Raw genomic sequence first — 26,180 nt, 5'->3', positions numbered from 1 at the left:
GTCGAGGCGCGAAAGCACGGTGCCGACTCGCGCTCGTTCAGCATAGGTGCGCGCGATGAGTCGGTCACACATTCGAATTGAAAATCGCGCGAAGCATCCGCGTCGCCTATCAGTCGCACGCGCTCAACGCAATGGCCGAGCCTTGATCCACAGAAACAGCGGCACGCGCGCCCACTGCTTCAACTGATCCGTATCGGCATGATCGGGCGGCGGTTCGCGCAACGACACGATCGCGAACCCGGCCGCTTCCAGCGCCTGCATGTACGCCTGCAGCGGCAGCGACCATCCCGCGAAATGCATCGACAGCCCGTCACGCGTTTCCACGCCGTCGAAATGCTCGCGCCCGAAATAGCTGCCCGTCAGCACGAACGGCGCATCGGGCTGTGGCCCGGCAAAGGCGCCGCGATCGCGGAACGGATGCACGATCGAGATGAATAGCGTCCCGTCCGGCTTCAGCACGCGGCGCGCCTCGTTCAACGCGCGCGGCATGTCGTCGAGATCCATCAGCACGTTGTACGCCATCACGAGATCGAAGCTGGCCGCGTCGAACGGCAGCGCCGCCGCGTCGGCGAGTTGATAGCGATGCGCGGAATCCGCGTGGCGCGCCGCGTCGAGCATCGCGGGCACCGCGTCGCTCGCGGTCACGTCGTAACCGAGCGCCTTCAACTCACGGCTCACGCGGCCTTCGCCGCAGCCGACCTCCAGCGCGACGCCCGTGCCGCGACCGATGTAGGCCGCGAGCCCCGCGCGATATTTCCAGAACGCATCGTGGCCCGGCTTGCCGGCCCAGCCAATCCATTGGTCGGCGACCCGCGTCCAGTGTTCGGTAATGGCTTTCGTGTCGGTCATGCGTGCTCCCGATCGGTCTGCGTCGTAGGCCCAAGATGCGCATGGTAAGCCGAAGCGCATCGACGCGATTGCGTGCAAGCGGAATCCGCTTTCCGTCGGGAGCAAGTCGATTGGTTCGCTCAATCCCACGGATTCAGAATCGCGACACCGGTTTCAACGAAATCGGCAACGTTGCGCGTCACGACGGTCATGCCATGCACGATCGCCGTCGCTGCAATGAGCGCGTCCCGCTCGGATCGCCGGTCCCGCACATGAAGCCGTGCGCATCGTTGGGCGACAGCAGTATCGACCGGTAACACGCGACCAGCGAACTCGGGCAGGACGTGCCCGTCAAGCCATGCCCTGAGAAGCGCCCCCTGTCCCGCATCTCTGCGCTCGATCTGCAAGATACCTGCCTCCAGCTCCATGATCGTGATCGCCGAGACGAACAGCACCGACGCATCGACGGTCGAACACCAGGCCGCCATGTTCCTGTCCGCCTTGCCCGCCCGCACTTTCCGGAGTTCCCAAACCACATTGGTATCGAGAACTAACATCATCAGAAATCGACCTCCTTGATCTTGACGTTCGCGCGTGGCGGGTCGAATTCGACGTCCCCGACACCGGGCATGGCGAGCGCGTCGGCAATGTTGCGCTGCTGCCGGGTGAGACGTTGGTATTCCTCGAAACTCAGCAGCACATGGGCCGGCCTGCCGCGATCGGTAATGAACACGGGGCCGTCCTTTGTCGCCTTCTTTGCCTTGGTCACGTCCTGGTTGAGTTCACGACTCGAGAGCGTGGTGATGCTCACGATGAACTCCTGGAAGCCATATATGTAGGTTTGTTACTACAATATATGATTCCGTGTCATTCGTCGCCCTGTGCGGCGGGTTCCTCGCGATGCCGGTAGCAACGTCCTACAGTTACGAGAAACAATCCGCACCGCCGCGCATCGCCTCCGCTCGACGATGCGCACCGATTCCGAGGAAAATCGATGCCGAGTATCTATGCCGTGCCCGCCGATGCCCCGCCGAGCCCCGTCGCGGCGGAAACACGTATGGTGCACGATGTGGCGACGCTGCGGCCGTCCGACTACCGTTCGGCGGACGGCGCGTCGTGGGTCATCTCCGTCATCACGCCGGCCGCAGACAGCGGCGCGAACGTCACCGGCACGACGTATTTCGACACCGCGAAAGGTCAGACCGTCCCGGTACCCGACGCGCGCCGCCGCTATGCGAATCGCGGCACGTGGCAGGTCGTCGCGAGTTCGAGCCCGGCGGTGCCCGCGACGGGTCGCTACGACTGGCTCACGCTCGCGTGGCTGCCGATCAACCGGCGGCCGCTACCGCAAACGGCCGAGCATCTGTATTCGCCGTTCATTCGCGGCGGCACGATCGTCTATCGTTGGAATCCGTCCGCGGAAGGCGGCGAGCAGTTCGGCAACGTGCGGATGATCTTTCCGGAGTGGACGCAGCAGGTGGCCGATGCGTTGCGGTCCGCGCCCGCTGAGGCGCAGGACGGCGCGTCGTCCACCCCACAACCGGCGCTCGACCGCCTGAAAGCCGACACGAACCCGATGACCGCCGTGCTCGACTTCGGCGATGCGCTGCGCGACGAACCGGTGGAACGGATCGTTGCAGGGCTGCCCGCGCTGCTGCGGGTGAAGGACCGGCATGAACTGTCGGCGATCGTGTTCCTGTGCCTGTCCGCTGCGCGCGACGAAGACCGGCCACGCTTCGTCGAAACGATCAACGCGACGATCGCGGGCACCGACGACCGCGCCCTCCTGCTGGCGATCGCGTATGGCGCGTTCGCGGCGGGGCGGACGCAACCGGTTCCATTTCGCGACAGGACGCTGAATGCGCTCATCGGCGATGTATTCGGTGCGCTGAAACAGCGGACGGCGGCGCTTGGCGTACCGGTCGCGCAAGGGTCGCCGTGGTACGAGTTCTTTACCGCGTATCGATTGGGCGAAGCGGTGTCGGGCAACGGCCAATAACCGCGAGCCAAGAGACGCCGCCGCGCAAGCTATAGCGGATCTCCACCGCCGTTCATCACGCACTGCCCATTATTTCGACCATTCCTCGGTCAATCGCGCCGCGTCGACCAAACACCGCATCGATTTTCGATCTATTCGACGATTTGAATGGAATCGCTCCGTGCTAGATTCCCGCTCGGCCACAGAGCCCATTCCAATAACCTCAATCAAAGACCAAATCATGAAATCTCTTATCCGCCATGCCGCTCTGGCATTCGTGACGATCGGCTTCCTGTCGGGCTGCGCCAGCAGCGTGACGCGCGACGCCAGCGATACGGCCGGGGCCGCCGTGACCGCATCAACGACCCCATTCGGCAAGAAGCCCGTGATCGTGACGGTCACGCTCGACAATGCCGCGCAGGAAGCGTTGAAAGACAACCTGAAGTTCGACGCAAAGAAACTGCAGGAGAAAATCGAACACGCATTGGACGCACGCAAGCTGCTGGCCAAGGCGGATGCAACGGATGCGATGCACCTGAATGTCAAAGTCACTGGCATTCGCGTGCGCTCAAGTTTCTCGGCCGTCATGTTCGGCTTCATGGCCGGCAGCGATTACGTCGACGGCACCGTCACGTTCACCGATGCCGACAATCATCCGGTCGACCACTTCAAGGTGTCGGCGTCGTATGCGCTCGGCGGTATCGCCGGAATCGACAGCATGCGCATGGACTGGCTATATGAGAAATTCACCGAGAAGACGCTCGCGACGCTCGATCCGACGGCCGCGGCCACGCAAGGCGACGCGGCACCGGCAGCGTCGAAGAGGCTGTAAGGCCCGCCGCCCGACGGATCGCGGATGTGCGGCCCGTCGGGCCATGGCGGCAGACCCGGTGCTGCCATCAACGCACTGCCTCGCCGGTCACGAACCGACCATCATGCGTCCTGCAATGCGCGAGTGAATGCCCGGTGCTCGCATCTGGCAGCGGTCCTATTCCGTTAAATCAGCCGATATGCATCGGAGTGCGGCCGCGCCCACCGACCGCCACAAGGCATTCACGCGCGCACGCATGACAGCAAAAAAGCGGCCGCTCGCGAGCGGAGCGGCCGGCAAGGAGAGATCCCTAGGCGGGATACCGGTGGACACCACACCAAACCGGTCTGCGTATTGTTGATGAACGGTATGCCGTTGACCATCAGACTGGTCTGATTCGCTGCAAGCTGGCGTGAACGTCACGCCCTCGTGAGCTGCCCCGGGGCACTCATCGCGACCCGCAATACGCCGTTACGTTCTCTGAGGGAACCCCCATACGCGCCAACCGGTCGAAACACCGCACGACCGTCGAAGGCTTGAGCACTGCGACGGCCCACCTGCGCTCCTGTCCCGCTCGATCACGTCCATTTTTCCCATCGCATGCTGAGCATTGGTCCCTTCTCGATCCGCGTCGTCGCGGTAGCTGTCGCCGCGCTGCTGGCGTGGCTCGTCGCGCACCTCATCCAGCGCCGTCCGCCTGATGGGCATCACAAGAGCGCGTCGAGCCTGATCCTCGACGTGCTGTTGCTCGGATTGATTGCGGCGCGGGTCGCTTATGTCGCGCAATGGTGGCCGGACTATGCGGCGTCGCCGCGCGCGATCGTCGCGCTCGGCGATGGGGGCTTCGACGCGCGCATCGGTATCGCGGCCGCGCTGGTGTTCGCAGCCTGGCGCCTGCGCCGCCTGCCGGCGCTGCGTCGGCCGGTGCTAGCCGGCATCGTCGCGGGCCTAGGCGCGTGGGGCATAGCGCAAGGTACGCTGGCGACGTTGCAGCGGGGCGCGCCGCCGCTTGCCGCGATGCCGCTCCAGGCGCTCGATTCGACGCCCGTGATGCCGGCGGGCTTCGTCGGCAAGCCGGTCGTCGTGAACCTGTGGGCGACGTGGTGCGCACCGTGCCGGCGCGAGATGCCGATCCTCGAACAGGCGCAGCGCGACCATCCGGGCATCACGGTGCTGATGCTCAACCAGGGAGAAAACGCGCACGCCGTGCGTGCGTTCCTCGAGCAGCAGAGCCTGCGTTTCGATCACGTGCTGCTCGATCCGTCGCTGCACGCGATGCATGCGTATGGCTCGCGTGGACTGCCGACCACGCTGTTCTTCAACGCGAAAGGCGAGCTCGTCGAATCGCACATGGGCGAGCTGACTGCAGCGCGCCTGAAGGACACCGTCACGCAGCGCTTCGGGCAGTAATGCCCGGCGGCGGATCGGGAAGCGACGCCGCTTCATCACTTCCGAGCTTCGAGCGCGACAAATCGGTACACGAAGACCTATCCGATAAGCCTCGTCGAAGGTGTCAGCGCGATCGTGGCCAACTCGCGCGACGGCCTGCACATCGGCCAGGAGACGGATGCCTTCACTCCGTATCTGTATGCCGCGCTCCGCCTGATGGGCATTGCCGATATGGAATCTGCCTACGCCTAAGGGCTCGACATGAAGCCGCGTGACTTCGACGCCAGGCCAGAGCATGCGCGAAAGCAGATGCAAGCTCTGCATACGTGAACACTGACGGCGCCGGTCTACGTCGCGAACCGGTCAGGCCGACGGACGCCATCACGTTACCCAGTGCCCATCAGCCGCGGTACCACAATCGCACGACACCCGTGAACCAACAGTGTGTGCACACGAATCGCCGTTCGCGGCAGCATACGTCATGCGTGCAGAATCGCGCACCCGACACCCAAACACGGCTGACGGAAAGGCGATCAATCTCGGTCAAATAGCGGATCCGGTTCGGGTGGCCTGTCATCAACACTGCGCTGCTTACCCTTGAAGCGAGCGATATACCTGTGCTCATGAGGGGGGGCACGATGTGAGCACGTGGTGGCCGAGTCGAGTCGGGTAGCGCCGGGCTCCAATTGCCTCGCCGGCATGTGCTGCACAAAATTCACAATAGCCATTGCCATGGTTCGGTCTTCAGGGATACCGGAATGGGCCAATGCTTGCGCGACCCCACGCCAGACTGCCAATGTTTCGATATGCGCATCCCATAACGCCATTTGCGCCCGCTCATCCAGCACCGATCGGTAAAAACGCGGGGCAACTCCACGAGACTGCATTCGTACCACGGCCTGCGTCGGAAAGCGTTGTGTCTCACCGCGCGCCAGCCTCGGCGTTGCGTTCGCATCGACCCCGTGTTCGCGCAACTGTCGCGCAAATACCTCGCGCCATGTGCGCAGGTCCCGCTTGCGCGGATTCAGACACCGCCCGTCAGGACCACGCACCCGAACACACAGATGTACGTGCGGATGCGGCTGGTCATCGTGCTGTGCGAACACGTACAATCGTCCGTCGCCGAATATCTCGCGCGCGAACGCCCTTGACGCCTCTCGGACGGCCGCGCGGTCCGTGCCCGCCGGCATTGATAGCATCAGATTAAAGGTTTCCCGACGCCGGCTCTCCTCCGGCATCCCCCAACCACCCCATCGCCATTCGTCAAAGAGGTCCTGCAGGGCAGCGTCTCCGATCAACACGCGCGCGTCCTGGTCTTCCAACTCGACATGGCCATCGCGTGAAATATATTGCAGGTGTCGACGCACCGCACCCATGCCCTGTGCGCCTGATGCTTTGTTGGTAATCTTGACCATGACCTCGAGCGCGCGCCGAAGCGTCAAAGCCAGCCGTTCGCGCAGACGCCGCGCATCGCGCGGCAATGCCACGCCGGGCAGATGCGGGGCGCGCACATGCCGTAGCGGATCGTGAAACAGTCGATCGCCCCAGTTGACGAGCAGCGCATCGACGTACTGTCTGGGAAACGGCATGTCAACGGCTCCATCGGTCCAGGTTGGTTTGCAGCAACTGTGCGACAAAACGCAGATGTGTAAGGATCATGGCGCGCGCGTGCTCCCAATCGGGCACGTGGTGGCCCTCGCCCGTGTCGCGCGCGAGCTCACCCAGTCGCGTACGAATCGCGGCGAGCTGCCGATTCGATTCCGCAAGCAGCATCATCTCCCGGTTTCCCAGTTGCGGCTCTCCGGTCAGATGCGCGCGAATTAACGCAGCAATCCATCGATTGGCGGTGAACCCCTGGACATGGGCCAGCCCTTTGATACATTGCAACTCGGCCGGCATCAGACCCACACCGATCCGTACAAACGGCTCGCTCGGCATCGAAAGTATTGCGGCCGTGTCCGGCGGGTCATGGGCAATGTCCAGTGCTTCGGCCACGAGCCGCCTGATGCCCTCACCGGCGCTCACCCCGTTTTGCGCACATCGTGCCTGCCACAAAGGCTTTAGCGCGCCCAGTTCGACCGCAATGCGCGCTCGGTTTCGCGATCCCATGTTCGTCTACCGTTGGCCAGGCAACTGCATGGCGGGTGCGTGATTGATTTCTCGCGACGGGGCAGACGATTGCTGGGGTTCGTCCTTTTCCGCTCGCGCGGAAGGAGCCGTCGGATCGAACACGCGAGGTCGGGGAAGCTCGACGCCCTCAGCGTGAAGCGCGTCGAGCATGCGCACAGCGCGACGCTTAACACGATCGACCGAACGATCACTGAAACCCTGCTCGCGCATAGCCGCCACAATCACGGCGAGCTGAATCTCATCGTCCAGCGCTCTCGAGTGGCGCACCGGTGCGCCCATGCGACGGTCTGGACTTTCGTCGCGGGCACCCGCAGGCGTTGCAGTCGTCCCTACTTGCGGCTGCAACACAGGACGCTCGGAGTCGCGATCGCGTGTGTGCTCCGTGGGCGCGTTCAACTCAGAAAGGCGCGCTAGGTCGGCAGGCTTCGGTGTGTACCCGCTTACCTCAATACCGATTGAAACGGCCTGCAGCCATACTTCGCGGCAAAAGGCGTCGTGCCCCGACACGCGAATGCGCGTCCACGCCTTCGCCTGCACCATATCCATCATGGAAGCAACAATGTCTGTACGAGTTTGCATCGTGACGAGATATCGCCCCCGATCCTCGAATGCCAGAGGGTACGGGGCCTCCTTCAGGAAATATTGACTGCCGGCGCGCAGGTAGCTTCGCCTAACTCGCTCTGGCGCGTCTGCGATCTCCGTGAACTTCGGCACCGAATTTATCGCGCCGGTATCGGACACACCATCAGTGCCTGCATCGTCACGCCCCGCTTCGAAGCGGCTGCCACCAGCCTGCTCTCGTAGCAGGGCGCGCGCCGCATCAAACTCGCTGCACCGACGCGCAAGCATTGCGAGGTAGCCGAATTGTTGTGCCGGAAAGCGGTCCGACGGACGACGTCGCGCTATGTCGACGTCCGCAGTCCATTCAGGCTCGATGGCGTTCATGGCGAAGTCCGCACTAGGTGCGAAAAGCGCCGGCGACTGGGTATCATCCATCATGTACCTCACCGGTTATGCGTCGCGCAATGCTCAGCTGCGCGGCGTCACCATCCATATTGCGCATGACCGAATCGCTACCGCTGCGGGTCGTCGATGTCGCCACGCCCGTCCACGCGTGACCTGGCTTGCGCGAGCGCGGCCGCACGTGCAGCTTTCACGCGCGCCCATGACGCTGCATGCAGCGCGTCGAGCTTCGCGTCCATGCCGTCGAGCCCCATTTCCCGCGCAGATTTTTTCAGTGATGCAACCGCCCGCTCAAGCTGATCGCGAGCCCGGTCCCACGGGTACAGCTTCGCGCGCTCACCTTCGTAGACAATCTGTACGTCCGCGCCATTTAGGCGATGGTGCTCGTCCATCCACCGTAACCGGTCCGACACGAATGTCATCCTTCCCTTCGCATGGAACACCACGCTGCGTGGTGCCACCTCTTGAACAACGAAATGCTCGGTATTGAGCACCTCCCCGCGATAGGGACCTCCATTCTCTCGTGGTGTGGACATCCTCAATACAGCCCCAAACCGGCGCTCGGCCGCCACCTTGACCTCCGTGGGCACGGCGTCGAGCCCGTATATGAGTTCGCCCGTCGCATGACGTGGCCCCTGGTTCGAATGCTGGCCGTCGTCCGTGGTTTCGGTGACTGAGCTCGCCGCCGGTTCGTGGGTGAAAGCCTGTTTCCCTTCCTCCGGAGTACCAGATGGCTGCGTCGACGCGCAATCACCGTCCGAGCTGTCGGCCTCGGCGTGCCGGCGCACGTCGTCCGCCCCCGTGCCCTTGTCCGTCTTCCTCGATCCCATGTCTGCATCTCCCGTCAAGTAAAACGACATACCCTCGGTTTGCGTCCGGCTCGCCTTGGCGTCAGTCGATGTAGGCGCCGGTGTCTCCAGTACCGCACGCCGCAACAGCTCGCCGACCGCCTCCTTTCCGTCGAGCACCGCCATATCGTTAAAGTCGGTCGGCAACTGATTCGCAATATGCGCCCCTGATGCGAACCGAGGAACGACCAGTCGTGCATGGGCATTGCGCGCCGCATGCTCCGCATGCGTAAATCCAGCACCGAGATCGGCCAGAATCACAAGCGCATCCTTTGGGTGCTGCGCGCGCCATACCGTAGCCACTTTGGATAAATTTCCGCTCGACAAAGCCGCAAGCGTGTACCACCCTGTCGCCTGCCATGCGGATACGGCAGTGGCCACACCCTCGGCAATCAGCACCGGCAAGCACGCGTCGCGTCGATGCTGTTCGGGCGTAACAGACCACCAGCCTCCCGCCTTCGCACCGCCTGCCAGCGATGATTTACGCCCTTCGCAATCGATCAGCTCGAGTGTCGAAATCTGGTGGCCGATACGAACAGGCACGATCAACACACGTCCCAATAGAGCAGTGTCATTGGATTTCGGGACGTAGCCGAGCAGCATATGCAACTCTTCTGCTTCCAGCTCGCGCAAGGTAGGCAACGGCGCAATCTGCTTGCGCGCCAGATAAGGATGGTCAGGTGCCACCGGTCGTGCCCAATTCCAGATACTTAGCGCCTGTCGAGCGACGGCGGCGCGGCGCGCCCGGCGCTTGCGCTCGAGTGAGGCGTCGGCGCCCACAATGGGGGCATGCGCCGACGCGGACCGCGCCGCGCGATCGCCAAACGCGCGCGAGCCGGCCAGATCGAACCCATGCTCGCGGGCAAGCCAAAACAACGACGCAAGCGTGATCGCCCCACTTTCGCTCGCCGAGCGCCATGTCGCACGCGCCGATCGTGCATCGTAATTCGGCGCCGTCTGGCTCCATGCATCCCACAGATCAAAACCTGCCTCGCCAAGCCCATGCTTCACGGCGAACGCCATGTCGACCCATGTCGAATAGTCGCCGGCCGGAATCGCCGCCAAAGCAGCGCGCACGCGATCGGCCTCACTGATATATGCAACGCTCATTGAACACCACCACTTGCCCGCGCGACGGGGCTCGGGTCGCGCTTGCGCGCGCCCGTCTCAGTATCAGTCATGCCATCTTCGTCTCTCGCCAAACGACGTGCGGCGCGCGCTACGTCGTCAGCCGGCACCCCCAGCAGCGTGAAGTGCCGATCCACATATGCGGCTGCCTCCTCGCAACTGACATTGTCCAGCGCCTGCGGCAGCTCGCGCGGATCCCAGGCGTGTACAAGTTCCAGATAGTCCGCTCGCACATGCGCCAACTCGCCCGTCTGATCATCGACGTCGTCATCGCTCAGTTCGCGCAGCCGCTGCTCAATTTGTGCACCAAATCGCATGAGATCGAGCGCAGGCACAGTCGGCGCGTCCATTACCCGTGAAGTAAATGCACGATCGCGCCAGTAGCAGATCCGGTCCGCCAAAATCGGCTTGGTATTTTCGAGAAGAATGATTTCCTTGTCGCGAGCGAGCTCCTTGATCTCCTGCGGCCACATCAGCGCACGACGTTGATCGGAAAAGCTCTCGCTCGCACCGCCGCGCGCACCGAACATGCCATTCGATCGGCTGGTGCTGCGCGATCGCTCCGTGCGCGTGCCGAGCATCTCGGAGTAGGCATTGGCGTCCTTCTGTTCGCGCGGGGCGAAGAGAATCTGCATCGCATGATTCGTGACAATGGTCCTCGCGTCAGCTCTGCCATAAACAGACTCGAGCTGCGAGTCGGACTGCACGATCGAGAGCAGGCGCAAGTTGTAGCCCGCCATATAAGCCACCGCACGCGCGATAATCTGGATTTTTCCAATCGCCGTCATCTCGTCGAGCAGCAGCAGGCATTGATATTTCAGTGCCGGATTGTCCTCTGCCAACTCCTTCGTGTTCAGATTCACGAGCTGCGAGAACATCAGATTCATCAGTATCGCCGCTTCACTTAAGTGATCGGGCGTCACGCCAAGATATACGGACATCTTGCGGCGTCTGACGTCTCGCAGATCAAAGTCGTTCGCGCTCGTCGCCGCGTCAACAATCGGGTTGGCCCAGATCGTCAGTGGCGCATTAAAAGTGGCCAGAATGCTCGCCAGAACCTTGTCGTCATTCGTGAGGAATCGATTCAGTGCATCAATACAGGCGCGGCTCAAGTACTGTCGATACTGTATAAGCATCCGGTTTAAGTAGGTTTTGACGGGCAGACCATTTCCCGATGATTGCCGCAGTACCTCGCCCATTGTGATCGGATAGTCGGGCACTCCGCTCGCGCCAGCACGACGGGCCTCGCGCAAATCCCACAGCAGCAGGACCAGTCCCAACAGAAGGTTGCGTGCCTGGTCTTTCCAGAATTCGTCATGCCCGCCGGCCGGATACAACACGTAACCGATCGCCAGAATATCGCCGACGCGAAACATACCGTCTGCGATGACCGACAACGGGTTGTAGCGATGCGTGCGGCCATCCTCTGCGAACGGATTGAACAGGTACACAGCTTGTCCGTGCGCGCGCCGGAAGCCCGCCGTGAGGCGAAAATTTTCCTGTTTGATATCGAGCACGACCACGGAGTCGGAATAGCTCAGCAGATTCGGGATCACAATCCCCACGCCTTTTCCTGAACGAGCAGGCGCGGCAAGTAGCACGAATTGCTGACCGGCAAAGCGCAGGTAGCGGCCACGCCAACGGCCCACCACAAGCGTCGGTTGAGACTTCGCGGGTGCAATCTGTCTCATAACAGCCCCGCCCGACGAATCTCCGCATCGTTCGCGAAGCGCGCGTCGCCATACAAGGGCCTGCGGCCTGCTTGTTCCAGCCACGTATACACGGCAAGCGCAGGGCCGCCGAAGGCGACGAGCATCCCTATGAGGCCCGCACCGGCCACACGTCGCCCCATATTCGGAAGACGGCCGTCGTACCATGCCCCTAGCGCATCAAGCCAGGTTGACCACCCTGCCCGAAGTGGGTTGAGATGCACGCTTGCATATAACAAACATGAAGCCAACCATTCGGCAGCAGCCAATTCGGCGTATATCCCGATCGTGATGGCAAGCGTGAGAATCGTCACACGCCACACTGGAGCAAGCGTCCCGGACATGTCATCCATCGCAGTACCTCTCGGTTGGGTCAAACTCGATAGCGGCCTTCTCGCGCGGGTCGAACCAGACTTCGGTCATCGCCCAGCGTTTGCCGACCTGCACACCGTGCGAGTCCAATACGGGCTGCGCCTCCATGTGAGCGATCACGTCGATGGTCAAGCGCAGCACTCGCTTGAGCGAAGCAATGTTCCAAGCGGCTGCCTCGGGATGCTCCTTTGCCATGAGCGCAAACCGCTCGATGGCAATGCCCGCACTGGACGCATGAAAACTCGTCATCGAGCCGGCATGCCCCGTGGTCAAAAGCTTCAGGAAGTCGTACGCTTCCGCCCCTCGGAGCTCGGCAAGCAACACCCGGTCCGGGCGCATGCGCATGGCGCAGGCAATCAAATCTGCAGGCGTTACGTGTGCGCGTCCCTGCGAACCTTTGCTATAAAGAAGATGGACGCAGTTTTCGACATGCCGAATGAACAGCTCGCGTACGTCTTCGATCGTCAAGATGCGCTCGGTTGCTCCCAGGTATCGGCACAAGCTGCGCATAAAGCTCGTCTTGCCGGAGCCCGTGCTGCCGACAATGACAATATTGCGGTGTGCTCGCACGGCGCCTTCGAAGAAGGCGGCAAAATCACGCGCTTCAAGCTGCTCAACGAGCATCCGATCGACTGCGCGCAACGCTTGGCCGGTCTTGCCTAGACCGCTTACGTGTCGCCAAACCGTATCCTCAAACATGCCGTCGGCGCGATGGCACTCGAGCGTCTTTTCATCCGCGCTCGGGCGCCTGATCGTGACCGATACCGTCCGCGACGGCACCACGGGCGGCACCACGAGTTGGAGACGCGCGTTGTCCGGTAACAGTGCGGAAAGCAGCGGATGCTCGGTCGAGACACCCTGATTCGTCAATGTGGCAATCGCCACGGCGAACGCCATGAGACGTTCGAAATCGAGTTCTGGTAAATCGTGTGCCTGCCACCCCCGATGGGTTTCGGTCAGAATACGCTGTGGTCGGTTGATCACGAGCTCCGTTACGGCTTCGTCGGCGAGAAACGGTGCGAATGAACGCATCAGCTCCGTCACCGATGCATCATCGGGTAACACCGGCATCGCATCGGTTACGCGATCAGTTTGCGGCTGAAGTGTTGCCTCGAACGCCTTCATCGCAACCCCTCCGGCTCCAGCGTATAGACCGAACTGAAATCCAGATCGCGAGCCAGAACAATCGTGAACTCGGTACCCTGATGTTGTCTGAGCGTCGGAGCAATATTGATGGTCTGATCGAGTACGCGTGTGGCCATGTCGTTGCCTTGCGCCTGCGTGTTCTGGTAGACAATCGTGCCGTTGCCATTGCCCCCGCGCGTGGCCAGATAACCGATCGCATCGTGACTTAGTCCGAGCATCATGGCCGCGCCCACGCGCGCGCCCCAGTGATTCTCGATCGATCCATCCATACCCATGCGGCCCAGCGCGTCGGCTACCGGCGAATCGATCTGTACGGTGACACCGTGCGGTGTAGCAATTCGTGCTGACAGAACAAATACACGGCGTTGTCCAGGTGAAAGATTCGCGCGGTATTCGCAATTAATTTGCGAGCCTCGCTCGATCAGCACCACGCGCCCGTCGTCGGAATAGACATTACGTGCGACCGTGCAAGTCGATATACCTGCCTGGGTAGAATCGAACGCGGTGTCGCCCGCGCAATCGATCTTCGTGCCCTGAGCGAGTAGCAAACTGCGGTTGCCGATAAACGCTGCCATCACCTTCGGCACGCGCGTCGGCGCGAGCGCCTGAGACTGCGGATGTGAGAAGGATTTCGACCGCTCCTCGGCCATACCGGCAGTTGCATTCGACGGCTGCTGGTCCGCCTGCACGGGCAAAATACTGGGGGAAGCTGACTCACTCTCGCTCGCGCCTGCCATTTGCCCATTGCTGGCCCCCACGGCGAGTAACGGTGCGTCGTAGTAGCTTCGTAACGGAGCAGCACGATCACTGGACGGCGCAGGCTGTACCGCGGCCGGTGCTGGCGTCGGTGTGGGCATTGCAGCGGCTGACGCAGACTCGGCAAGTGCCGGCACCTCGTCGAACACCTTTTCGTGTGCGCCTCGCGCATGGAGCGCACTGCGGCGCGCACGCGCAGCCTCGTCTCGGTGAGCGAGCACACCATGAACTGTCCAGACCGCGCCTATTAGCGCAAGTACGATGATCGCGAGCGGTACTAGCCAGTTGATGAACGATCGTCGCCCGAACCCATCCAAGCTGGGCATGCCGCGATCGAGCATGGCAGACGATTCGGATCCCATACCTGTATCCATATCTGCCTGGCTGGTGCGACGAATCTCGTCGTCCGTCGCTGCGCCGTTGGGCGAAGTGTCCTCAGTCATGTTCGCGACTCCGCAGCGTGCGGCGCACGCCGTCGACCGTCACACCGTGCTGCGGCGCGACACCATCAATGTCGAATGCGTCGTTCCACAAACCAACCGCCTCATCGCCCAGACGCAACACGAGTCGGCGGGCAAGCTCATGGACGACCACCACATCACGGTCCATGTGCTTGTCCACCACGCGTTCGGTGTCATCGTCCTCAACTCGGAAGATCGCGGGTATACGACGATTGTTGGGGATTCGAATGTACGTAAAGCGACCGTCGTCCCATACTGCGGACGGTGCGATATCCTCGGCATGTGGCATGACCTGCATCGAGTACGCGGCGTTACGCACGACAGACGGTTGAGACAGCCGGTTCTGCAAACACGCCAAGCGCGCGACAATAGACGCATCCGACGCAGCGGTGTCCGGGTACACGAAACTTACCCGGTACATCTCGTGCGCGTTGCCAAAGCGTGCTTTCAGGGGCAGAACGAGAAGGTCAAAGCTGTAGCTGCGCCGATCGGTCCGGACAATGAGATTCGTGTCATGAGCGGCGAGTTTCGGCTTCAGATAGACGTCATGGTCTCCCCGATTGGCTACCACATACCAGCCGTCGCGGTCCCCTGGCGCAACCACAAGAATGTGCTCGGTCGGATCCAGCTCGACGTGGGTGGCAAAGCCGCGCTGCGCAATAATGCGCACGACTTCGTCTGGCACATAACGCACTTTGCGCACCCTGGCATCGCGCGTCCAGTCCGGCGTGATGTGGGCGTCGACCGCTTGCGCCGCAAAGCACGTTAATAGGATCGCCATGGTCGCGAGCGTATTCATCGGCCCGCTCCTGCACTGGGCTGTGGAGGAGGTGGCGTATCCTCCGCATCTCGGCTGTACGCCGTCACCTTGAAGCCGAATGGATTTTCGATGGCCGAACGTTCCCGCACCAGCACCGTGGGGCGGTAGGTAAAGGCGAGCGTAATCACAAAACGTTTTGCTGGCTCACCGGTATCGATGCCGTTCTTGCGCACCGTGCGCTCGAGATGCACGACAGCATGTCCCGGCTCGTCGGGCACGAGCGTCGTCGATACTATTCGGGTGCGGTATTGAACTGACGCGCCCAGTTGCTGATCCAACGCGTTCGGACCACTGTAGATTTGACGATACGCGCGCGCGACCGATTCGTCACTCATCTCCAGGACACGGTCGTAATCCATTTGCAACAGTCCCCAGTCGTAGCGCTCGCGAGCCCGTACATAGACTTCGACCCAGTGCTTGTCTTCGATCTCACGCAGTGGCACGTGTTTTGCGTCGAGCACCTCGATGAGTTGCGCCTCGCCGGTGAGTTTGTTCACCTCGATAGGCAATGGCACCACGCGATAAAACGGCGTCATAACGGCAAGCGCCGCTGCCGAACCGATCGCAACAATAACGGCGGCAAACGCCACTTGCCATGCACGACGCTCGGAGCATGCCTGCAACGCGGTGAGAGACGCCTCAAAATCAAGCGCACGTCGATAATCGCTTTGATCGTTCACGGACAAGCTCCATCCAGCGACAGGCTCGCCCCCGGCGGCACCGGCAGTTGCTGATTAACCGGTACGCGGTGAGCTCCATCGGGTAGCACGAGACTCGACGGCACACCGTTGCACCCGGACATCGACATGCTCAGCCCGATAAGCATGCACATCGCCCAACGGCGGGTCATCGCAGTTCTCCTTATCGGCCAAACGTGACCGGCGCCATCTGATCCTGGAGTCGACGCGTGTTGCCCGCTCGCTTGAGGAGCAGTTCAGTCTGCTGCTCGGCAATCAAGCGATCCTCGGTTTCCGCGAGCATCTTGAACATCTGCAACTTCGTCATTTCGTTGCCGACTGCCACGCTCTCCGACTGGATTCGTGCTTGCAGTTCCGCGATACCCTTCGGATCCCGTGTCGTGTCGATGTGCCGCATCAGAAGTTCAATCCGGTCAAGTTCGGCAAGCTCGGTCTGATATGCCTGCAGACCAAGCGCCTTATCTTGAAATGGCTTGTTTAACGCGCGCTGGCAAATTCGCTGATCGATGCCCTGCTGGTCTTCACAGTCGTAGAGCTTGCTTTGCGCGCGCAGTGCCTGAGCCGGACCAGTCAACCCGGCATACCCCCCCTCGCGAATCGCGGCATACACGCTCTGCCAATTGTCCGGCAGCGCATTGACCACCCCCGGTCGATCCAGCAACGCACCAAAGCCGCGCGCGCCACTCATGGAGCGGTACAACGCCATCTCCTGCTGCACTTGTTGTTTGAGCTGCCCAACCATCGCAATCGCCTGGGCGACGTTCTTCTCGTCATAGACCGAATAGATTTCCGCATTTGCCGGCTCAATAAAAGACGCCACACCCGCAACAACGGCGCTCATCAGCACGGTATGCGTGAATAGGTATCGCTTCATGGCTTCGTCTCCTGTTCAGTCGTGCGCACGGTCAAGCTGCTCGCGTGCAGCCCGTTGATAGGCGTGAGAATGCGGCGAGACGGTGCTCGCGAATCCGCCTGGCCTCGATATTCGACCGGCGGAAGATGCGCTTCGGTTTGCACTGCGCAGTGCGAAGGCCATCGCACCGGCGGCCTGTCTGGATGCGTAGCCGGCGACAAACGCTCCAAAACCCGAGACAGTCGCACCGCCCGCAAGCCCCGAAGCCACGGCCGGCAACTGCCACCCAATCATCGCCAGCAGCACGGATGTAACAAACATGCCGAAAGCTGCCGCCCACGGGGCGCTCGCTTGAAGTGCTTGACGGGCTGCAGCGGCCAGCGCATCGGCAGAAGCGTCCGGATCCGCAGTCGTCACTTGAAACGGTGCGAGGTTGGCCGAGAACGCCGCGAGCGCGAGACCGAGAAAGGCCGCAACCAACACCTGCAACAGCGCATAGTTCACAAGCTTGGCAGTCCACGCTTCGAAAAATCTAACAGTAGGACTAAATGCTCCACATGTAATGAATATGGGACCCAGCGCGAGTACTAGGTCGAGCAGCACACGCGCCATCATCACTTCGACGCCGAGCACCATCAGGAAGATTGCGCCACCGAAGGCCGCAACCAGACCACAAGCGAGGTCGCCGATACCTGCGACGATGCCGCTCATGCTCAGACCTTCATGGGTCGCCTTGTCGAAATAGGCGTCGACCACGAGGTTAAGCTGCCGGTCATAGCAATCGAGCGTCCGGTAAATTCCCGCGGCACGTTCGCTTGCCTCGCTCGCTTGTTCAACCGACCCGCATCCAACATTTCCCGCGCCGGTATGAACGGCTGCTGCCTGAATTGCCTGGGCGACGCCAGTCGTCGCCTCGCTCACGGAGGTGACGACCTGGGACTGATACAGACCCGCACTTAGCGCGAATGCGAGCGTGATGACGACTTTCATACCTCGCCAGGCAAATGCCGGCACCGGCTCGTGTGCCTCTCCGCGAATCACTGCCATGCCATACGCGAGAACCCAGATCAACACTCCCGTGGTAGCCACGGGTACTAACGCGGACGACAACGCAGACGATGCATCACTCACGTACGTGTGCATACCATTTTCGAGCGTACCGCCCACCGCGCTGAAGAGGCCATTCATAGAACACCACCTTGCACGTGTGTAGCGGTGCTCGACAATGCGGTTTGAAACGCACTCGTCTGGCGCCGGCGAGCAGTCAGGGCATCATGAAAGCGCGGCAACCACACATCGGGGTCGTCCCCGACCTTGGCCCGGATCGTATTGAGCAACGCAACATTGTCTGACGTGCCCGACAGGACATCGAGCACGTCGCCCAATCCCGAGAGATCGAGTCGCCCGACTGCCGAACGATGACCCTGCTTGACCAAGAACAGCCGGCTGTGCTCACCCATGCGTCTCACAATGTTGAATTCTGCTTCGGTCAGCTTGAAACCGTGGACATAATCATCGTGGTCTGCGCTCGGGTTGGGGAGGAAGAAGAATGTAGCCGTCTGCTCTACAAGCGCACGAGAGATCGGACTGCTCAGCACGTCCGCAGGCGACTGGGTATCGAAGATGCCCAGGCCATTTTGCTTGCGAATGGTCTTTTGCTTGTCGTTGGCAAACTCGCTGAACACCGGATCGCGCAGGCGCTTCCAGAACTCGGTCATCACATAGATGAAACGCCGCCCATCGATCAGGCGTTCGGTCAGATGCAGCAACACCATCGTCAGTGGCGCACATACCTCCGGATCGTCGAGCAGTTCTGTATCGTCAAAGCCGAACAATTGGTGCGCATCTAGATGAATCCGGTCAACCGGGTTATCGAGCACCCACCCGAGGCGCCCGCCGGCGCACCACTTGGCAAGCCGCGCATGAAGACTGTTATCTCCAACGTTTGGCAAGAGTTGCCTGACCATGGACAACCGACGTAGCGATCGATCCATGCGTGCGACCTCCCGGATCGCGCGAGAGATATCGAGCTCATCCTTCGCGGACAGTGGTACTCCGTTGTCGACCAGCTTGCACACGAGACGCATCCAAAAACTGTGTGTCGCCTCGTCCACTTCCAACTGGAACGGGTTCATGCCGGTGGGCTCACCACGGTGAAATACCGTGTACTGACCACCCATGGCGCGAATCCCGATTTCCGCTCCTCGGTCCTTGTCGAAGAGCACGCCCATCACACCGTACTTCATTGCCATCGCGAGCAGGAACAGTTCAAGCACGGTCTTGCCTGCACCGGCTCGGCCGATGATCTGCGTGTTGGCAAGCGCCTTCTCGTCGTTTGAGTCGACTTTCTCGGGCGTTGCGTGAAAGTTCAGATAGAGCGGTTGCCCGCTGGGCGTTTTGACAATCGTGATAGCTTCGCCCCACGGATTACCCTCTCGCTTTCCAGTCGCGAAGTTGTGCAAACTGGCCATCGCGCAAAAGTTGCGTGATGTAAGCTTCGCCTCTCGCGGTCGGTATCGCCAGTTGCCGGGGCACTGCGCGAACCACGCAGCATCGGCGACCAGATCAATGAGCGCACTCTGGAAGCCGGCGTCTGCAAGCTTCGTTCGTGCTTGAGCGACATGCCGCACTACCTCATCCAAGGTATCTCCCAGCACGGCCAACGTGTAGTGGTACTCGCCCAAAACGAAATCGCCATTGACGAGATCGTTCGCGGCCTGATCCATTGCCTCGATCTGCGAGACAGCAACGTCATCTCCCGCAATCAGTTGGTTGCGCTGGCGCTCGAGCGCCTCCTTGGCACTGGGACGGTCGAGCACGGTAAAGCTTTGCGTTTCGATGTACTCGAAATCGCCGTAGAGCAATCCATTAAGCATGCCTGGCTCGGTTTGCTCCGGATAGTCCTTCAGGTCGAGCAATGCCGCGTAGCGGGTACGCGTAGGTGTGCGGATCTCGAGCTTCTCACGGTGGAAGAACAGGCGCGAGGTTGGTAACGTGTCGCAAATTCGACCGTATCCAACCGGTACCGGCTCCCACGTTCCGTTAACCAGGTAGCCAAGCATCTCAAGCGCGGCGGAATAGCGACAGGGCCGCTTGGTCAATGGATCGCCGCGTTCATACACGCTGAGCGCACACGGCGACCACGGTTTGAGACCAGTCTCGATCTGCGCAGCGATATCGGCCAACGCACGCAATGCGTCTTGTTGATCGCGCTGAATATCGTCAGGTGTACGGCGTGCCGCACGACTAAACAGCCGCCCCAATCGCGTCCGGTGAGGGCGATATACGGCGCTCACGTAAAGCTCGTTGGTCATCATCGTGTAACCGGCAAAGCTCGCGTAGTAGCGCTCAGCCAAATCCTGACAGAATCGGTTGAGATAGGTCGTCTCGAATCTGTCCGCAGTACGCCGCCGAAGCCGATGCGTCCATAGCGCGACGTGGCCACCCGGCAAATTACGCACCAATTGATTGAAGGTCACATGACGCGCGAGAATATCGGCAGGATCGGCCGTCTCGAAAGCAATCCCGGGGACCTTCCAGATTTGTATATAGTCACCCTCGCGCGTGCGAATCACGCGGTCCGTGACGTGCGACGAAAATGGGATGAAATCTGCGAGCACCACTTCGCGCGGTATGAGGGTTGCATGTGCCGACGGTGCGCTCATGTCACCCTCGCGCCTTAAATCGGATCGGCGCATAGGCATGCGCGCCCCAGAAGCGTCGGTTGCGCTGGTGCAGTCTCATTTTCGCGCGTAGCATGCGCTGAGCGAGACGTTGGTCGTCCTGACGCGTAATCATGCGCATTGTCGCGAACACGGGAACGATCAACAGTGCGATTGCGACGCCCAAAGCCGCACTCGCCATCAATACCCAGATTGCCGGGATCAGCATACCGCCACCGACCGTCAACAGCGGTACAAGTGGAACGCCCCATAGCATCGCTGGCCGCGTGCAGCCTTTGAATACAGGATCAGAGAGTGTGTCCACAATCAGCTCCGTGTTCACGTTAGGCCGTCGGAATCAACATGCCAGCAATGACCGTTGCACACCCAACGAAAAGGCCGCCGATGAAAACATGCGCAATATCGCCAAACCGGGCGTGCTGGAACATCATCTTGAAGCCAGCCCAGATGATGGAAATCGAACACACCACCCCGCCTACACCGAGCAACGTGTTCTGGATAGTGATCAGCAAGGTATTGACCTGACTGAGTTGCGCAGATGCCGTGGGGGTTGCCATGACAAGCACGCTGAGCACTGCGATGCGGCGCCAATTCAACGAGATCCACGCAACATACGTTTTTCTCAATTTCACGACGCTTATATTAATTAGGAATACAGATTTCATAATGCACTCCATCCGGCCGAATTCTGCCTGCCTTGCTCAGAAGATCACGGCACTGCCTGCGACTCCACCGTTATTTTGGCTTTGCGCTGTATCGTCGTTCGGGTTCGAGGGTGGAGGAGACACAGGAGTCGAGCGCCCGCGGCTCTCAGCCCGAGACCCAGTCACACGGTCGGGTATCACCGGAATCGGCTTTGCAACTGACGTCAGCGCAGGGACGAAAGTGTCGCCCGACGCCGCTGCTTCCGTAATCCGTCGCACATATCCGACGCGAAATCCGGTTACGAAATTCCCGCTCGCATAGCACGACAGCGCAGCGCGCAACGCCTCTTGTGGATGGATATGAATGACGCGAGCGCGCAGAAAACATGCCCGAAGAATCGCCGCACCAGCGCTCAGGTTCCGACAGACGTCGAAGACGGTCCTCGCGGTCAATCCGTAACGGGACCAGTTTGCTCGATTGATTTGCGCGAGGCCTGCGCTGTAGTTCCAGCCTGCCGCTTGCAATGCCTCGACCGTGGCGATCGCTTCGTTCTCATGCCGAGGCTGTCTCGCCAATCGACCATGGACGACGCCGATAGCGTAGGGATTGAATCCCGATTCGATGCGCACAATGGCAGCCAACGTCTGCGGAGCGACGGCGGGCGCACACTGCTGAGCCAACGCCACGAAGTCCTGCGTGGTCATCGCCCATCTCCGCTGGCGCAGCCCGCGCTGATATTATCGGATCGACATATCATCAATACGGCCGGACCGGCCATCCGCATGGCAGTCGCACTCTCGGCTCGGCCGCGAAGCGATATCACGTCCATATTATCGTTCACACGCATGATCTGTCCCCTCGCCGTTGGTCCCGCGCAAACGATGGCGGGAACACGAGGGAATTCAAGCAGCGGTCAAGCACAGACCCAAACCCGTCTTGTCGACGGGTTTTCCCGTCGGGTTGGCTCTGTATCGCCGATTGAAAACGGAATCGGCTCGAACGTGTGTGTCTATTAAACCGTGTCAGTGCGCCCCGGTTTGCCGCGCCGCTCGATACCCGCTCACGTCGCTCCGAAGCAGCTGAAGGTCGATTCAGTTTGCGTGAAGTACCGCATCCGAACCGGCTCGTCGCGTTGTCCACAGACACAACAATGCGCGGGCCTGTGCCCGACCCCGGCACTATCAGGGCTCGCTTCCTAGGCTAACCAGCGGACTGTCCGGGTGGCGGCATCGGCGCAAATTGAAGCCCCGATGTCCAGCTGAAATCTACTTCCATATCGCCATGAATCGAATACTCGCTATGCCGGTGCGTTCAAGTGCGGAGATATCGACCTAGGCATTACGAGGCTTTCCGGCGACAGAGATACAATTATGCAAAATTCATTCAAAATTCGAAATATATTGAGTTTGTACTTAAGGGATGCCTTGAACGTCGCATGCGCATCTAGCACATGGGAGATGGCGCGAATCAACTTTCGATCTTCGAGTGACGGCAAACCCAGGTCAAGCCGACACAGGTAACGTGACACTAACGCCGAATCCGCCGCCGTTCAACCCGCCGGTATACTTCAGACTCCCGCCCAGTTTTGCCACGATGCGCGCGACGATGGACAGGCCCAGGCCGCTGCCATTTTCATCGTGACCCGCGCCGCGAAAGAAGCGATCCTGCAAGCGGCATAGATCTTCGTCCGGGACGCCAGGGCCGTCGTCCCGCACCTGAAGGCTGACCGAGCCGGCACCCTGCCACGATGCGATTTCGATGTTGCCCTGTTCGCAACCGTACTTGATCGCATTCTCGACGAGGTTATCAAGCAATACGCGGACCAACGTCAACGGTGCATGGACGACGACCGGACCGTCGACGAGGGATATCAGCGACATCCGCTTGCGGTCTGCACGCGCTTGGTAGTCTTTAATGCAGGTCTGCACCACGCGCTCGAGATCGACGTCCTCGCTGGGCAACTGCACGGTCTCGTCGAGTCGCGCCAGGGCGAGCAACTGGTCCGCCAGATGCGTACTGCGGTCAACGCCCTCGACGACCCGTTGCATCGCGCGTCGCTGACGGTCCGGATCGCGTGCCGTAAGCGCGACCTGCGCCTGAACCTTGAGCGCGGCGAGCGGGGTCTTGAGCTCGTGCGCTGCGTCGCTGGTGAACGCGCGTTCGCGGTCGATCGAGTCGCGCAAACGCTGCAACAACGTGTTGAGCGCAGCGACCAACGGCCGCACTTCGTCGGGAATGCCGGTCGTACCGATGGCGTCGAGGCTGTCGGGCGAACGTGCGTTGATCGCTTCAGACAACGTGCGCAGCGGCGTCAGGCTGCGGCCAATGGCCAGCCAGATCAGTACTGCCAGCACGGGCAACGCGAATGCGAGCGGCCGTGCGACGCGACGCGCGACCTCGGCGGACAGATCCGAACGACGCGTACGTTGCTCAAAGATGCGCACCGTACGGCCACGCGCGGCATCGGTCAGCACGTAGGCGTGCCACTTCGGATTGCCAAGTCGGATCGGACTCGATGCCGCAGCCGGAAACACCGGCAGATCGAGCGAGGCAAGCCCGGGACTCGCGGCCAGGATTCGTCCGCCGGCGTCGCTGACCTCATACAGCATCCGCGGCGAGGCATCGTCGTCGCCATCGTCGTCTTCTGACGAACCGAGCGCGATGTCCGCAAAGGCCGGGAGATCGGAAGCATTGAGCGCGGCGAACGCCCGGGCGATCTGCTGGATGCGGGTTTCGTCCCACTCCTCCGCTTCGTGAATTGCCTGACGGTAGCTCGACACCAGCGAGTAAGCCCAGATCACCACGACACCCGACAGCACGAGCAAGGTGAGCCGTTGTCGGATCGAGCGCATCACGATTCCTTCTCCACCACGTACCCGACGCCACGAATCGTCCGGATCAGGTCGGCGCCTAGCTTCTTGCGCAGATTCGACACGTGTACTTCGATCGCGTTGCTTTCGATCTCTTCATTCCAGCCATAGAGGCAATCCTGGAGCTGTGCGCGAGAGAGCGGACGGCCCTGGTTCGCCAGCAACTCGACCAGCAACGCGCATTCTCGCGACGTCAGTGCGATCCGGTCGGTGCCGCGCGTGGCCGCCATCAGCGCGGGATCGACCGACAAGTCGCCGTATTCGATTGTGTCTGTGCCGCGGCCCTGCGAGCGCCGCACGAGCGCACGGCAGCGGGCAATCAGCTCGGTCAGGTCGAATGGCTTGCCGAGGTAGTCGTCGGCGCCCGCACTCAAGCCGCTCACACGGTCAGCCACCGTGTCGCGGGCCGTCATTACCAGCACCGGCGTATGGTCGCGGCGCTTGCGAATCCACTCGAGCAGTTCGGTTCCGGACATGCGCGGCAGGCCAAGATCGAGCACGACGAGGTCGTACGGCGTGGTTTCGAGTGCGAGTTGCGCATGCCTGCCATCGTGCGCCCAGTCAACCGTCATGCCGGCCTCAATTAGGCCGTCCTCCACCCCGCTTCCGATCAGCTTATTGTCTTCCACGAGTAACACCCGCATGACGTTGCATTCCTGTTGGTCCGGACATGACGTCCATTGCCGCACGATAACCGCAGGCGCGGGCCCGCATCAAGCGGGTCGTAGAAAAATCAGGTCCTTAAGAATCCGTTAACGTCGGCACCATAAGGTCGCGGTCATCGACATACGCAATCGAGCCGACAACCATGAACAGCCTGTCATTCAGACTCCGTTTCTGCGCAACGCTGGGCGTGCTGCTTTCCGTGGCAGCCGCCCCTGCCCACGCCGGCGAAATCAAGACACTGATGCGGGACATGAAGCATGCGATGCAGGGTGCGATGAACAGTCGGACGATTCCGGAAATGTCCGGCTACGTGACCCGGCTAGAAAGCGATGTGCAACAGGCGAGCCGCCAGCACTATCGCAATGACCAGCCGACCTACGATGAAGGCATGCGTACGTTACGCGATGAACTGACCGTCGTCGACCGGGCCATCGAAGCAAATGATCTACCGGGCGCGAAGCAAGCGTTGCGGCGAATCAACGGTTCGAAAAAACACTATCACGACCTGCTCGGCTAACCCGGGCCGAGCGCGCTTTCGACACTGAACAGGCATTCCGTCATGAAAACCGTTACCCGTTATCCGCTGTCGATCAGCCTGCTGCACTGGCTGCTGGCCGCCGCGCTGATCGGCAACCTGATCGTCGGCTTGCTGCTGGACGACAACGAGGACCTCGTCGGCCTGCACAAGTCGATCGGCGTCGCCATTCTCGTACTCGTGGCGGTTCGCATCGTGAATCGGCTGCGCATGCGTCGCCAGTTGCCGCCGTCGGTCAATCCGGCCGGCACACTGAATCATCTTGCGGAACGTTGCGTCCACGGATTGCTCTATGTGCTGATGCTCGCCATTCCCGTGCTCGGGTGGATGAAGACAAATGCGGCTGGACACACCGCCAATTGCTTCGGACTTGTCTCGCTGCCGACGCTGGTGCCCAAAAGCCACGAACTGTCGCACTGGCTGGGAGAACTGCACGCGCTGACGGCTTACGGATTGGCTGCACTGGTTGGCTTGCACGTGCTAGGCGCGCTCGCACACAAACTTTTCAAGTCCGAGAACGTGTTGTCGCGCATTCTGCCCTTGCCCACGCGCGTCGCGCGACACACGCTTTCTTCTGGTGACCGCAACTGAGCGACATACACAACGGTCAGCGGATGCTCACGCACGTCGTAGCAAGCGACTTCATTCGCACGTGCATTGCGGAAAGCATGCGGCAGTGTCGATAGTCGATATTTCCGCTTACCTTGCAAAAGGTGAGCCATTCACACGAAATCTTCCCAAGACCTGAGATACACTCGGCGGCCTGTAGTGGTCAACTGATCCCGGACACTGCGTTAAGTTTTTCTTCCGCAACCGCCGGCGCCAGTCCGTCATTGAACTGATGCGGCCGTATCCAGTTGTACCGGTGCATCAGGTAGTGGCTGATGTCCC

General features: G+C 61.0%; 26 protein-coding genes. 5 read left to right on the top strand and 21 right to left on the bottom strand.

Translation table 11 applies throughout. The annotated features are described in order from the left end of the window. Positions 1 to 123: 123 nt before the first annotated feature. From H0X91_RS26645 to H0X91_RS26635, 3 genes are all read right to left on the bottom strand, one after another. Entirely contained in the window at positions 124 to 849 is a 726-nt protein-coding gene (locus H0X91_RS26645; protein ID WP_060265443.1) for a class I SAM-dependent methyltransferase, read from the bottom strand. A gap of 119 nt (positions 850 to 968) precedes the next feature. Further along, the gene (locus tag H0X91_RS26640; protein WP_196433505.1) at positions 969 to 1,388 is read right to left on the bottom strand and encodes a type II toxin-antitoxin system VapC family toxin; all 420 of its coding nucleotides are present in this window, start codon (positions 1,386 to 1,388) and stop codon (positions 969 to 971) included. Further along, positions 1,388 to 1,639 (bottom strand): type II toxin-antitoxin system Phd/YefM family antitoxin, encoded by a 252-nt coding sequence (locus H0X91_RS26635; protein ID WP_124633346.1) that lies wholly within the window; start codon positions 1,637 to 1,639, stop codon positions 1,388 to 1,390. Before H0X91_RS26635 ends, H0X91_RS26640 begins: the two co-directional genes overlap by 1 nt. A 183-nt stretch (positions 1,640 to 1,822) precedes the next feature. Here H0X91_RS26635 and H0X91_RS26630 point away from each other — a divergent pair, with 183 nt between their 5' ends. From H0X91_RS26630 to H0X91_RS26620, 3 genes are all read left to right on the top strand, one after another. Further along, a complete protein-coding gene (locus H0X91_RS26630; protein ID WP_196433504.1) occupies positions 1,823 to 2,827 on the top strand; it encodes a hypothetical protein in 1,005 nt (334 codons plus the stop codon). A gap of 220 nt (positions 2,828 to 3,047) precedes the next feature. After that, positions 3,048 to 3,638 carry a DUF4410 domain-containing protein gene (locus H0X91_RS26625; RefSeq protein ID WP_034202893.1) on the top strand — a complete coding sequence of 197 codons (591 nt, stop codon included), beginning with the start codon at positions 3,048 to 3,050 and terminating at the stop codon, positions 3,636 to 3,638. Positions 3,639 to 4,217: 579 nt separating this feature from the next. Next, positions 4,218 to 5,027, top strand: coding sequence for a TlpA family protein disulfide reductase (locus H0X91_RS26620; protein ID WP_124633345.1), 810 nt, complete (start codon positions 4,218 to 4,220; stop codon positions 5,025 to 5,027). Between the two features lie 512 nt (positions 5,028 to 5,539). On the opposite strand, the gene H0X91_RS26610 is transcribed toward H0X91_RS26620, so the two are convergent. The 18 genes from H0X91_RS26610 to H0X91_RS26525 form a co-directional block, all read right to left on the bottom strand. Next, positions 5,540 to 6,595, bottom strand: a complete 1,056-nt coding sequence (locus tag H0X91_RS26610; protein WP_196433503.1) for a relaxase/mobilization nuclease domain-containing protein — start codon at positions 6,593 to 6,595, stop codon at positions 5,540 to 5,542. 1 nt (position 6,596) lies between these two features. Then, a complete protein-coding gene (locus H0X91_RS26605) occupies positions 6,597 to 7,001 on the bottom strand; it encodes a hypothetical protein (protein ID WP_230205738.1) in 405 nt (134 codons plus the stop codon). Between the two features lie 120 nt (positions 7,002 to 7,121). After that, entirely contained in the window at positions 7,122 to 8,135 is a 1,014-nt protein-coding gene (locus H0X91_RS26600; protein ID WP_185643678.1) for an LPD7 domain-containing protein, read from the bottom strand. A gap of 74 nt (positions 8,136 to 8,209) precedes the next feature. Beyond that, positions 8,210 to 10,057 (bottom strand): PriCT-2 domain-containing protein, encoded by a 1,848-nt coding sequence (locus H0X91_RS26595; protein ID WP_124633343.1) that lies wholly within the window; start codon positions 10,055 to 10,057, stop codon positions 8,210 to 8,212. Further along, on the bottom strand, positions 10,054 to 11,766 hold the full coding sequence (locus tag H0X91_RS26590) for a type IV secretory system conjugative DNA transfer family protein (protein ID WP_062910119.1): 1,713 nt from the start codon (positions 11,764 to 11,766) through the stop codon (positions 10,054 to 10,056). The genes H0X91_RS26595 and H0X91_RS26590 overlap by 4 nt, the downstream gene beginning before the upstream one ends. Continuing rightward, on the bottom strand, positions 11,763 to 12,137 hold the full coding sequence (locus H0X91_RS26585) for a hypothetical protein (protein ID WP_012338854.1): 375 nt from the start codon (positions 12,135 to 12,137) through the stop codon (positions 11,763 to 11,765). Before H0X91_RS26585 ends, H0X91_RS26590 begins: the two co-directional genes overlap by 4 nt. Next, positions 12,130 to 13,281: a P-type DNA transfer ATPase VirB11 gene (gene virB11 / locus H0X91_RS26580; RefSeq protein ID WP_196433502.1), complete on the bottom strand. Its 1,152-nt coding sequence runs from the start codon at positions 13,279 to 13,281 to the stop codon at positions 12,130 to 12,132. The genes H0X91_RS26585 and virB11 overlap by 8 nt, the downstream gene beginning before the upstream one ends. Beyond that, complete coding sequence (gene virB10 / locus H0X91_RS26575; RefSeq protein ID WP_109341878.1) at positions 13,278 to 14,501, bottom strand: type IV secretion system protein VirB10; 1,224 nt, start codon at positions 14,499 to 14,501, stop codon at positions 13,278 to 13,280. Before virB10 ends, virB11 begins: the two co-directional genes overlap by 4 nt. Next, positions 14,494 to 15,318 (bottom strand): TrbG/VirB9 family P-type conjugative transfer protein, encoded by an 825-nt coding sequence (locus tag H0X91_RS26570; protein WP_124633342.1) that lies wholly within the window; start codon positions 15,316 to 15,318, stop codon positions 14,494 to 14,496. The genes virB10 and H0X91_RS26570 overlap by 8 nt, the downstream gene beginning before the upstream one ends. After that, on the bottom strand, positions 15,315 to 16,019 hold the full coding sequence (locus H0X91_RS26565; RefSeq protein WP_006488313.1) for a virB8 family protein: 705 nt from the start codon (positions 16,017 to 16,019) through the stop codon (positions 15,315 to 15,317). The genes H0X91_RS26570 and H0X91_RS26565 overlap by 4 nt, the downstream gene beginning before the upstream one ends. 181 nt (positions 16,020 to 16,200) lie before the next feature. Next, complete coding sequence (virB5, locus tag H0X91_RS26560) at positions 16,201 to 16,911, bottom strand: P-type DNA transfer protein VirB5 (protein ID WP_196433501.1); 711 nt, start codon at positions 16,909 to 16,911, stop codon at positions 16,201 to 16,203. Positions 16,912 to 16,926: 15 nt separating this feature from the next. After that, the gene (locus tag H0X91_RS26555; protein WP_124633340.1) at positions 16,927 to 18,078 is read right to left on the bottom strand and encodes a type IV secretion system protein; all 1,152 of its coding nucleotides are present in this window, start codon (positions 18,076 to 18,078) and stop codon (positions 16,927 to 16,929) included. Next, complete coding sequence (locus H0X91_RS26550; protein WP_196433500.1) at positions 18,075 to 20,555, bottom strand: VirB4 family type IV secretion/conjugal transfer ATPase; 2,481 nt, start codon at positions 20,553 to 20,555, stop codon at positions 18,075 to 18,077. Before H0X91_RS26550 ends, H0X91_RS26555 begins: the two co-directional genes overlap by 4 nt. A 1-nt stretch (position 20,556) precedes the next feature. Next, positions 20,557 to 20,877, bottom strand: coding sequence for a type IV secretion system protein VirB3 (locus H0X91_RS26545; protein WP_152332077.1), 321 nt, complete (start codon positions 20,875 to 20,877; stop codon positions 20,557 to 20,559). 19 nt (positions 20,878 to 20,896) lie between these two features. Continuing rightward, positions 20,897 to 21,250, bottom strand: coding sequence for a TrbC/VirB2 family protein (locus H0X91_RS26540; RefSeq protein WP_012493064.1), 354 nt, complete (start codon positions 21,248 to 21,250; stop codon positions 20,897 to 20,899). A gap of 24 nt (positions 21,251 to 21,274) precedes the next feature. Beyond that, positions 21,275 to 21,922, bottom strand: coding sequence for a lytic transglycosylase domain-containing protein (locus H0X91_RS26535; protein WP_012493063.1), 648 nt, complete (start codon positions 21,920 to 21,922; stop codon positions 21,275 to 21,277). Between the two features lie 798 nt (positions 21,923 to 22,720). Next, the gene (locus tag H0X91_RS26530; RefSeq protein ID WP_196433508.1) at positions 22,721 to 24,070 is read right to left on the bottom strand and encodes an ATP-binding protein; all 1,350 of its coding nucleotides are present in this window, start codon (positions 24,068 to 24,070) and stop codon (positions 22,721 to 22,723) included. Continuing rightward, positions 24,070 to 24,732, bottom strand: a complete 663-nt coding sequence (locus H0X91_RS26525) for a response regulator transcription factor (protein WP_034202905.1) — start codon at positions 24,730 to 24,732, stop codon at positions 24,070 to 24,072. The genes H0X91_RS26530 and H0X91_RS26525 overlap by 1 nt, the downstream gene beginning before the upstream one ends. A gap of 164 nt (positions 24,733 to 24,896) precedes the next feature. Between H0X91_RS26525 and H0X91_RS26520 the strand changes: the two genes are divergently transcribed. Continuing rightward, positions 24,897 to 25,271 (top strand): cytochrome b562, encoded by a 375-nt coding sequence (locus H0X91_RS26520; protein WP_034202906.1) that lies wholly within the window; start codon positions 24,897 to 24,899, stop codon positions 25,269 to 25,271. Between the two features lie 42 nt (positions 25,272 to 25,313). Next, positions 25,314 to 25,880, top strand: a complete 567-nt coding sequence (locus H0X91_RS26515; protein WP_034202907.1) for a cytochrome b — start codon at positions 25,314 to 25,316, stop codon at positions 25,878 to 25,880. The last annotated feature ends 300 nt before the right edge of the window (positions 25,881 to 26,180 follow it).

Origin of the sequence: Burkholderia sp. 9777_1386 (genome assembly GCF_015712265.1) — a bacterium.
Taxonomy (GTDB): Bacteria; Pseudomonadota; Gammaproteobacteria; order Burkholderiales; family Burkholderiaceae; genus Burkholderia; species Burkholderia cenocepacia.
The sequence above is the reverse complement of the archived record's forward strand: the minus strand, read 5'-3'. Positions and strand labels throughout refer to the sequence as shown.

Excerpts from the sequence above, each read along its gene's own strand:
- H0X91_RS26530 (WP_196433508.1), bottom strand. The coding sequence starts at position 24,070 with ATGCGCTCGATCCGACAACGGCTCACCTTGCTCGTGCTGTCGGGTGTC.
- virB10 (WP_109341878.1), bottom strand. The coding sequence starts at position 14,501 with ATGACTGAGGACACTTCGCCCAACGGCGCAGCGACGGACGACGAGATT.
- virB11 (WP_196433502.1), bottom strand. The coding sequence starts at position 13,281 with ATGAAGGCGTTCGAGGCAACACTTCAGCCGCAAACTGATCGCGTAACC.
- H0X91_RS26625 (WP_034202893.1), top strand. The coding sequence starts at position 3,048 with ATGAAATCTCTTATCCGCCATGCCGCTCTGGCATTCGTGACGATCGGC.
- H0X91_RS26520 (WP_034202906.1), top strand. The coding sequence starts at position 24,897 with ATGAACAGCCTGTCATTCAGACTCCGTTTCTGCGCAACGCTGGGCGTG.
- H0X91_RS26620 (WP_124633345.1), top strand. The coding sequence starts at position 4,218 with ATGCTGAGCATTGGTCCCTTCTCGATCCGCGTCGTCGCGGTAGCTGTC.
- H0X91_RS26640 (WP_196433505.1), bottom strand. The coding sequence starts at position 1,388 with ATGATGTTAGTTCTCGATACCAATGTGGTTTGGGAACTCCGGAAAGTG.
- H0X91_RS26590 (WP_062910119.1), bottom strand. The coding sequence starts at position 11,766 with ATGAGACAGATTGCACCCGCGAAGTCTCAACCGACGCTTGTGGTGGGC.
- H0X91_RS26525 (WP_034202905.1), bottom strand. The coding sequence starts at position 24,732 with ATGCGGGTGTTACTCGTGGAAGACAATAAGCTGATCGGAAGCGGGGTG.
- H0X91_RS26540 (WP_012493064.1), bottom strand. The coding sequence starts at position 21,250 with ATGGAGTGCATTATGAAATCTGTATTCCTAATTAATATAAGCGTCGTG.
- H0X91_RS26585 (WP_012338854.1), bottom strand. The coding sequence starts at position 12,137 with ATGGATGACATGTCCGGGACGCTTGCTCCAGTGTGGCGTGTGACGATT.
- virB5 (WP_196433501.1), bottom strand. The coding sequence starts at position 16,911 with ATGAAGCGATACCTATTCACGCATACCGTGCTGATGAGCGCCGTTGTT.
- H0X91_RS26610 (WP_196433503.1), bottom strand. The coding sequence starts at position 6,595 with ATGCCGTTTCCCAGACAGTACGTCGATGCGCTGCTCGTCAACTGGGGC.
- H0X91_RS26550 (WP_196433500.1), bottom strand. The coding sequence starts at position 20,555 with ATGAGCGCACCGTCGGCACATGCAACCCTCATACCGCGCGAAGTGGTG.
- H0X91_RS26630 (WP_196433504.1), top strand. The coding sequence starts at position 1,823 with ATGCCGAGTATCTATGCCGTGCCCGCCGATGCCCCGCCGAGCCCCGTC.
- H0X91_RS26595 (WP_124633343.1), bottom strand. The coding sequence starts at position 10,057 with ATGAGCGTTGCATATATCAGTGAGGCCGATCGCGTGCGCGCTGCTTTG.
- H0X91_RS26645 (WP_060265443.1), bottom strand. The coding sequence starts at position 849 with ATGACCGACACGAAAGCCATTACCGAACACTGGACGCGGGTCGCCGAC.
- H0X91_RS26535 (WP_012493063.1), bottom strand. The coding sequence starts at position 21,922 with ATGACCACGCAGGACTTCGTGGCGTTGGCTCAGCAGTGTGCGCCCGCC.
- H0X91_RS26600 (WP_185643678.1), bottom strand. The coding sequence starts at position 8,135 with ATGATGGATGATACCCAGTCGCCGGCGCTTTTCGCACCTAGTGCGGAC.
- H0X91_RS26570 (WP_124633342.1), bottom strand. The coding sequence starts at position 15,318 with ATGAATACGCTCGCGACCATGGCGATCCTATTAACGTGCTTTGCGGCG.
- H0X91_RS26555 (WP_124633340.1), bottom strand. The coding sequence starts at position 18,078 with ATGAATGGCCTCTTCAGCGCGGTGGGCGGTACGCTCGAAAATGGTATG.
- H0X91_RS26515 (WP_034202907.1), top strand. The coding sequence starts at position 25,314 with ATGAAAACCGTTACCCGTTATCCGCTGTCGATCAGCCTGCTGCACTGG.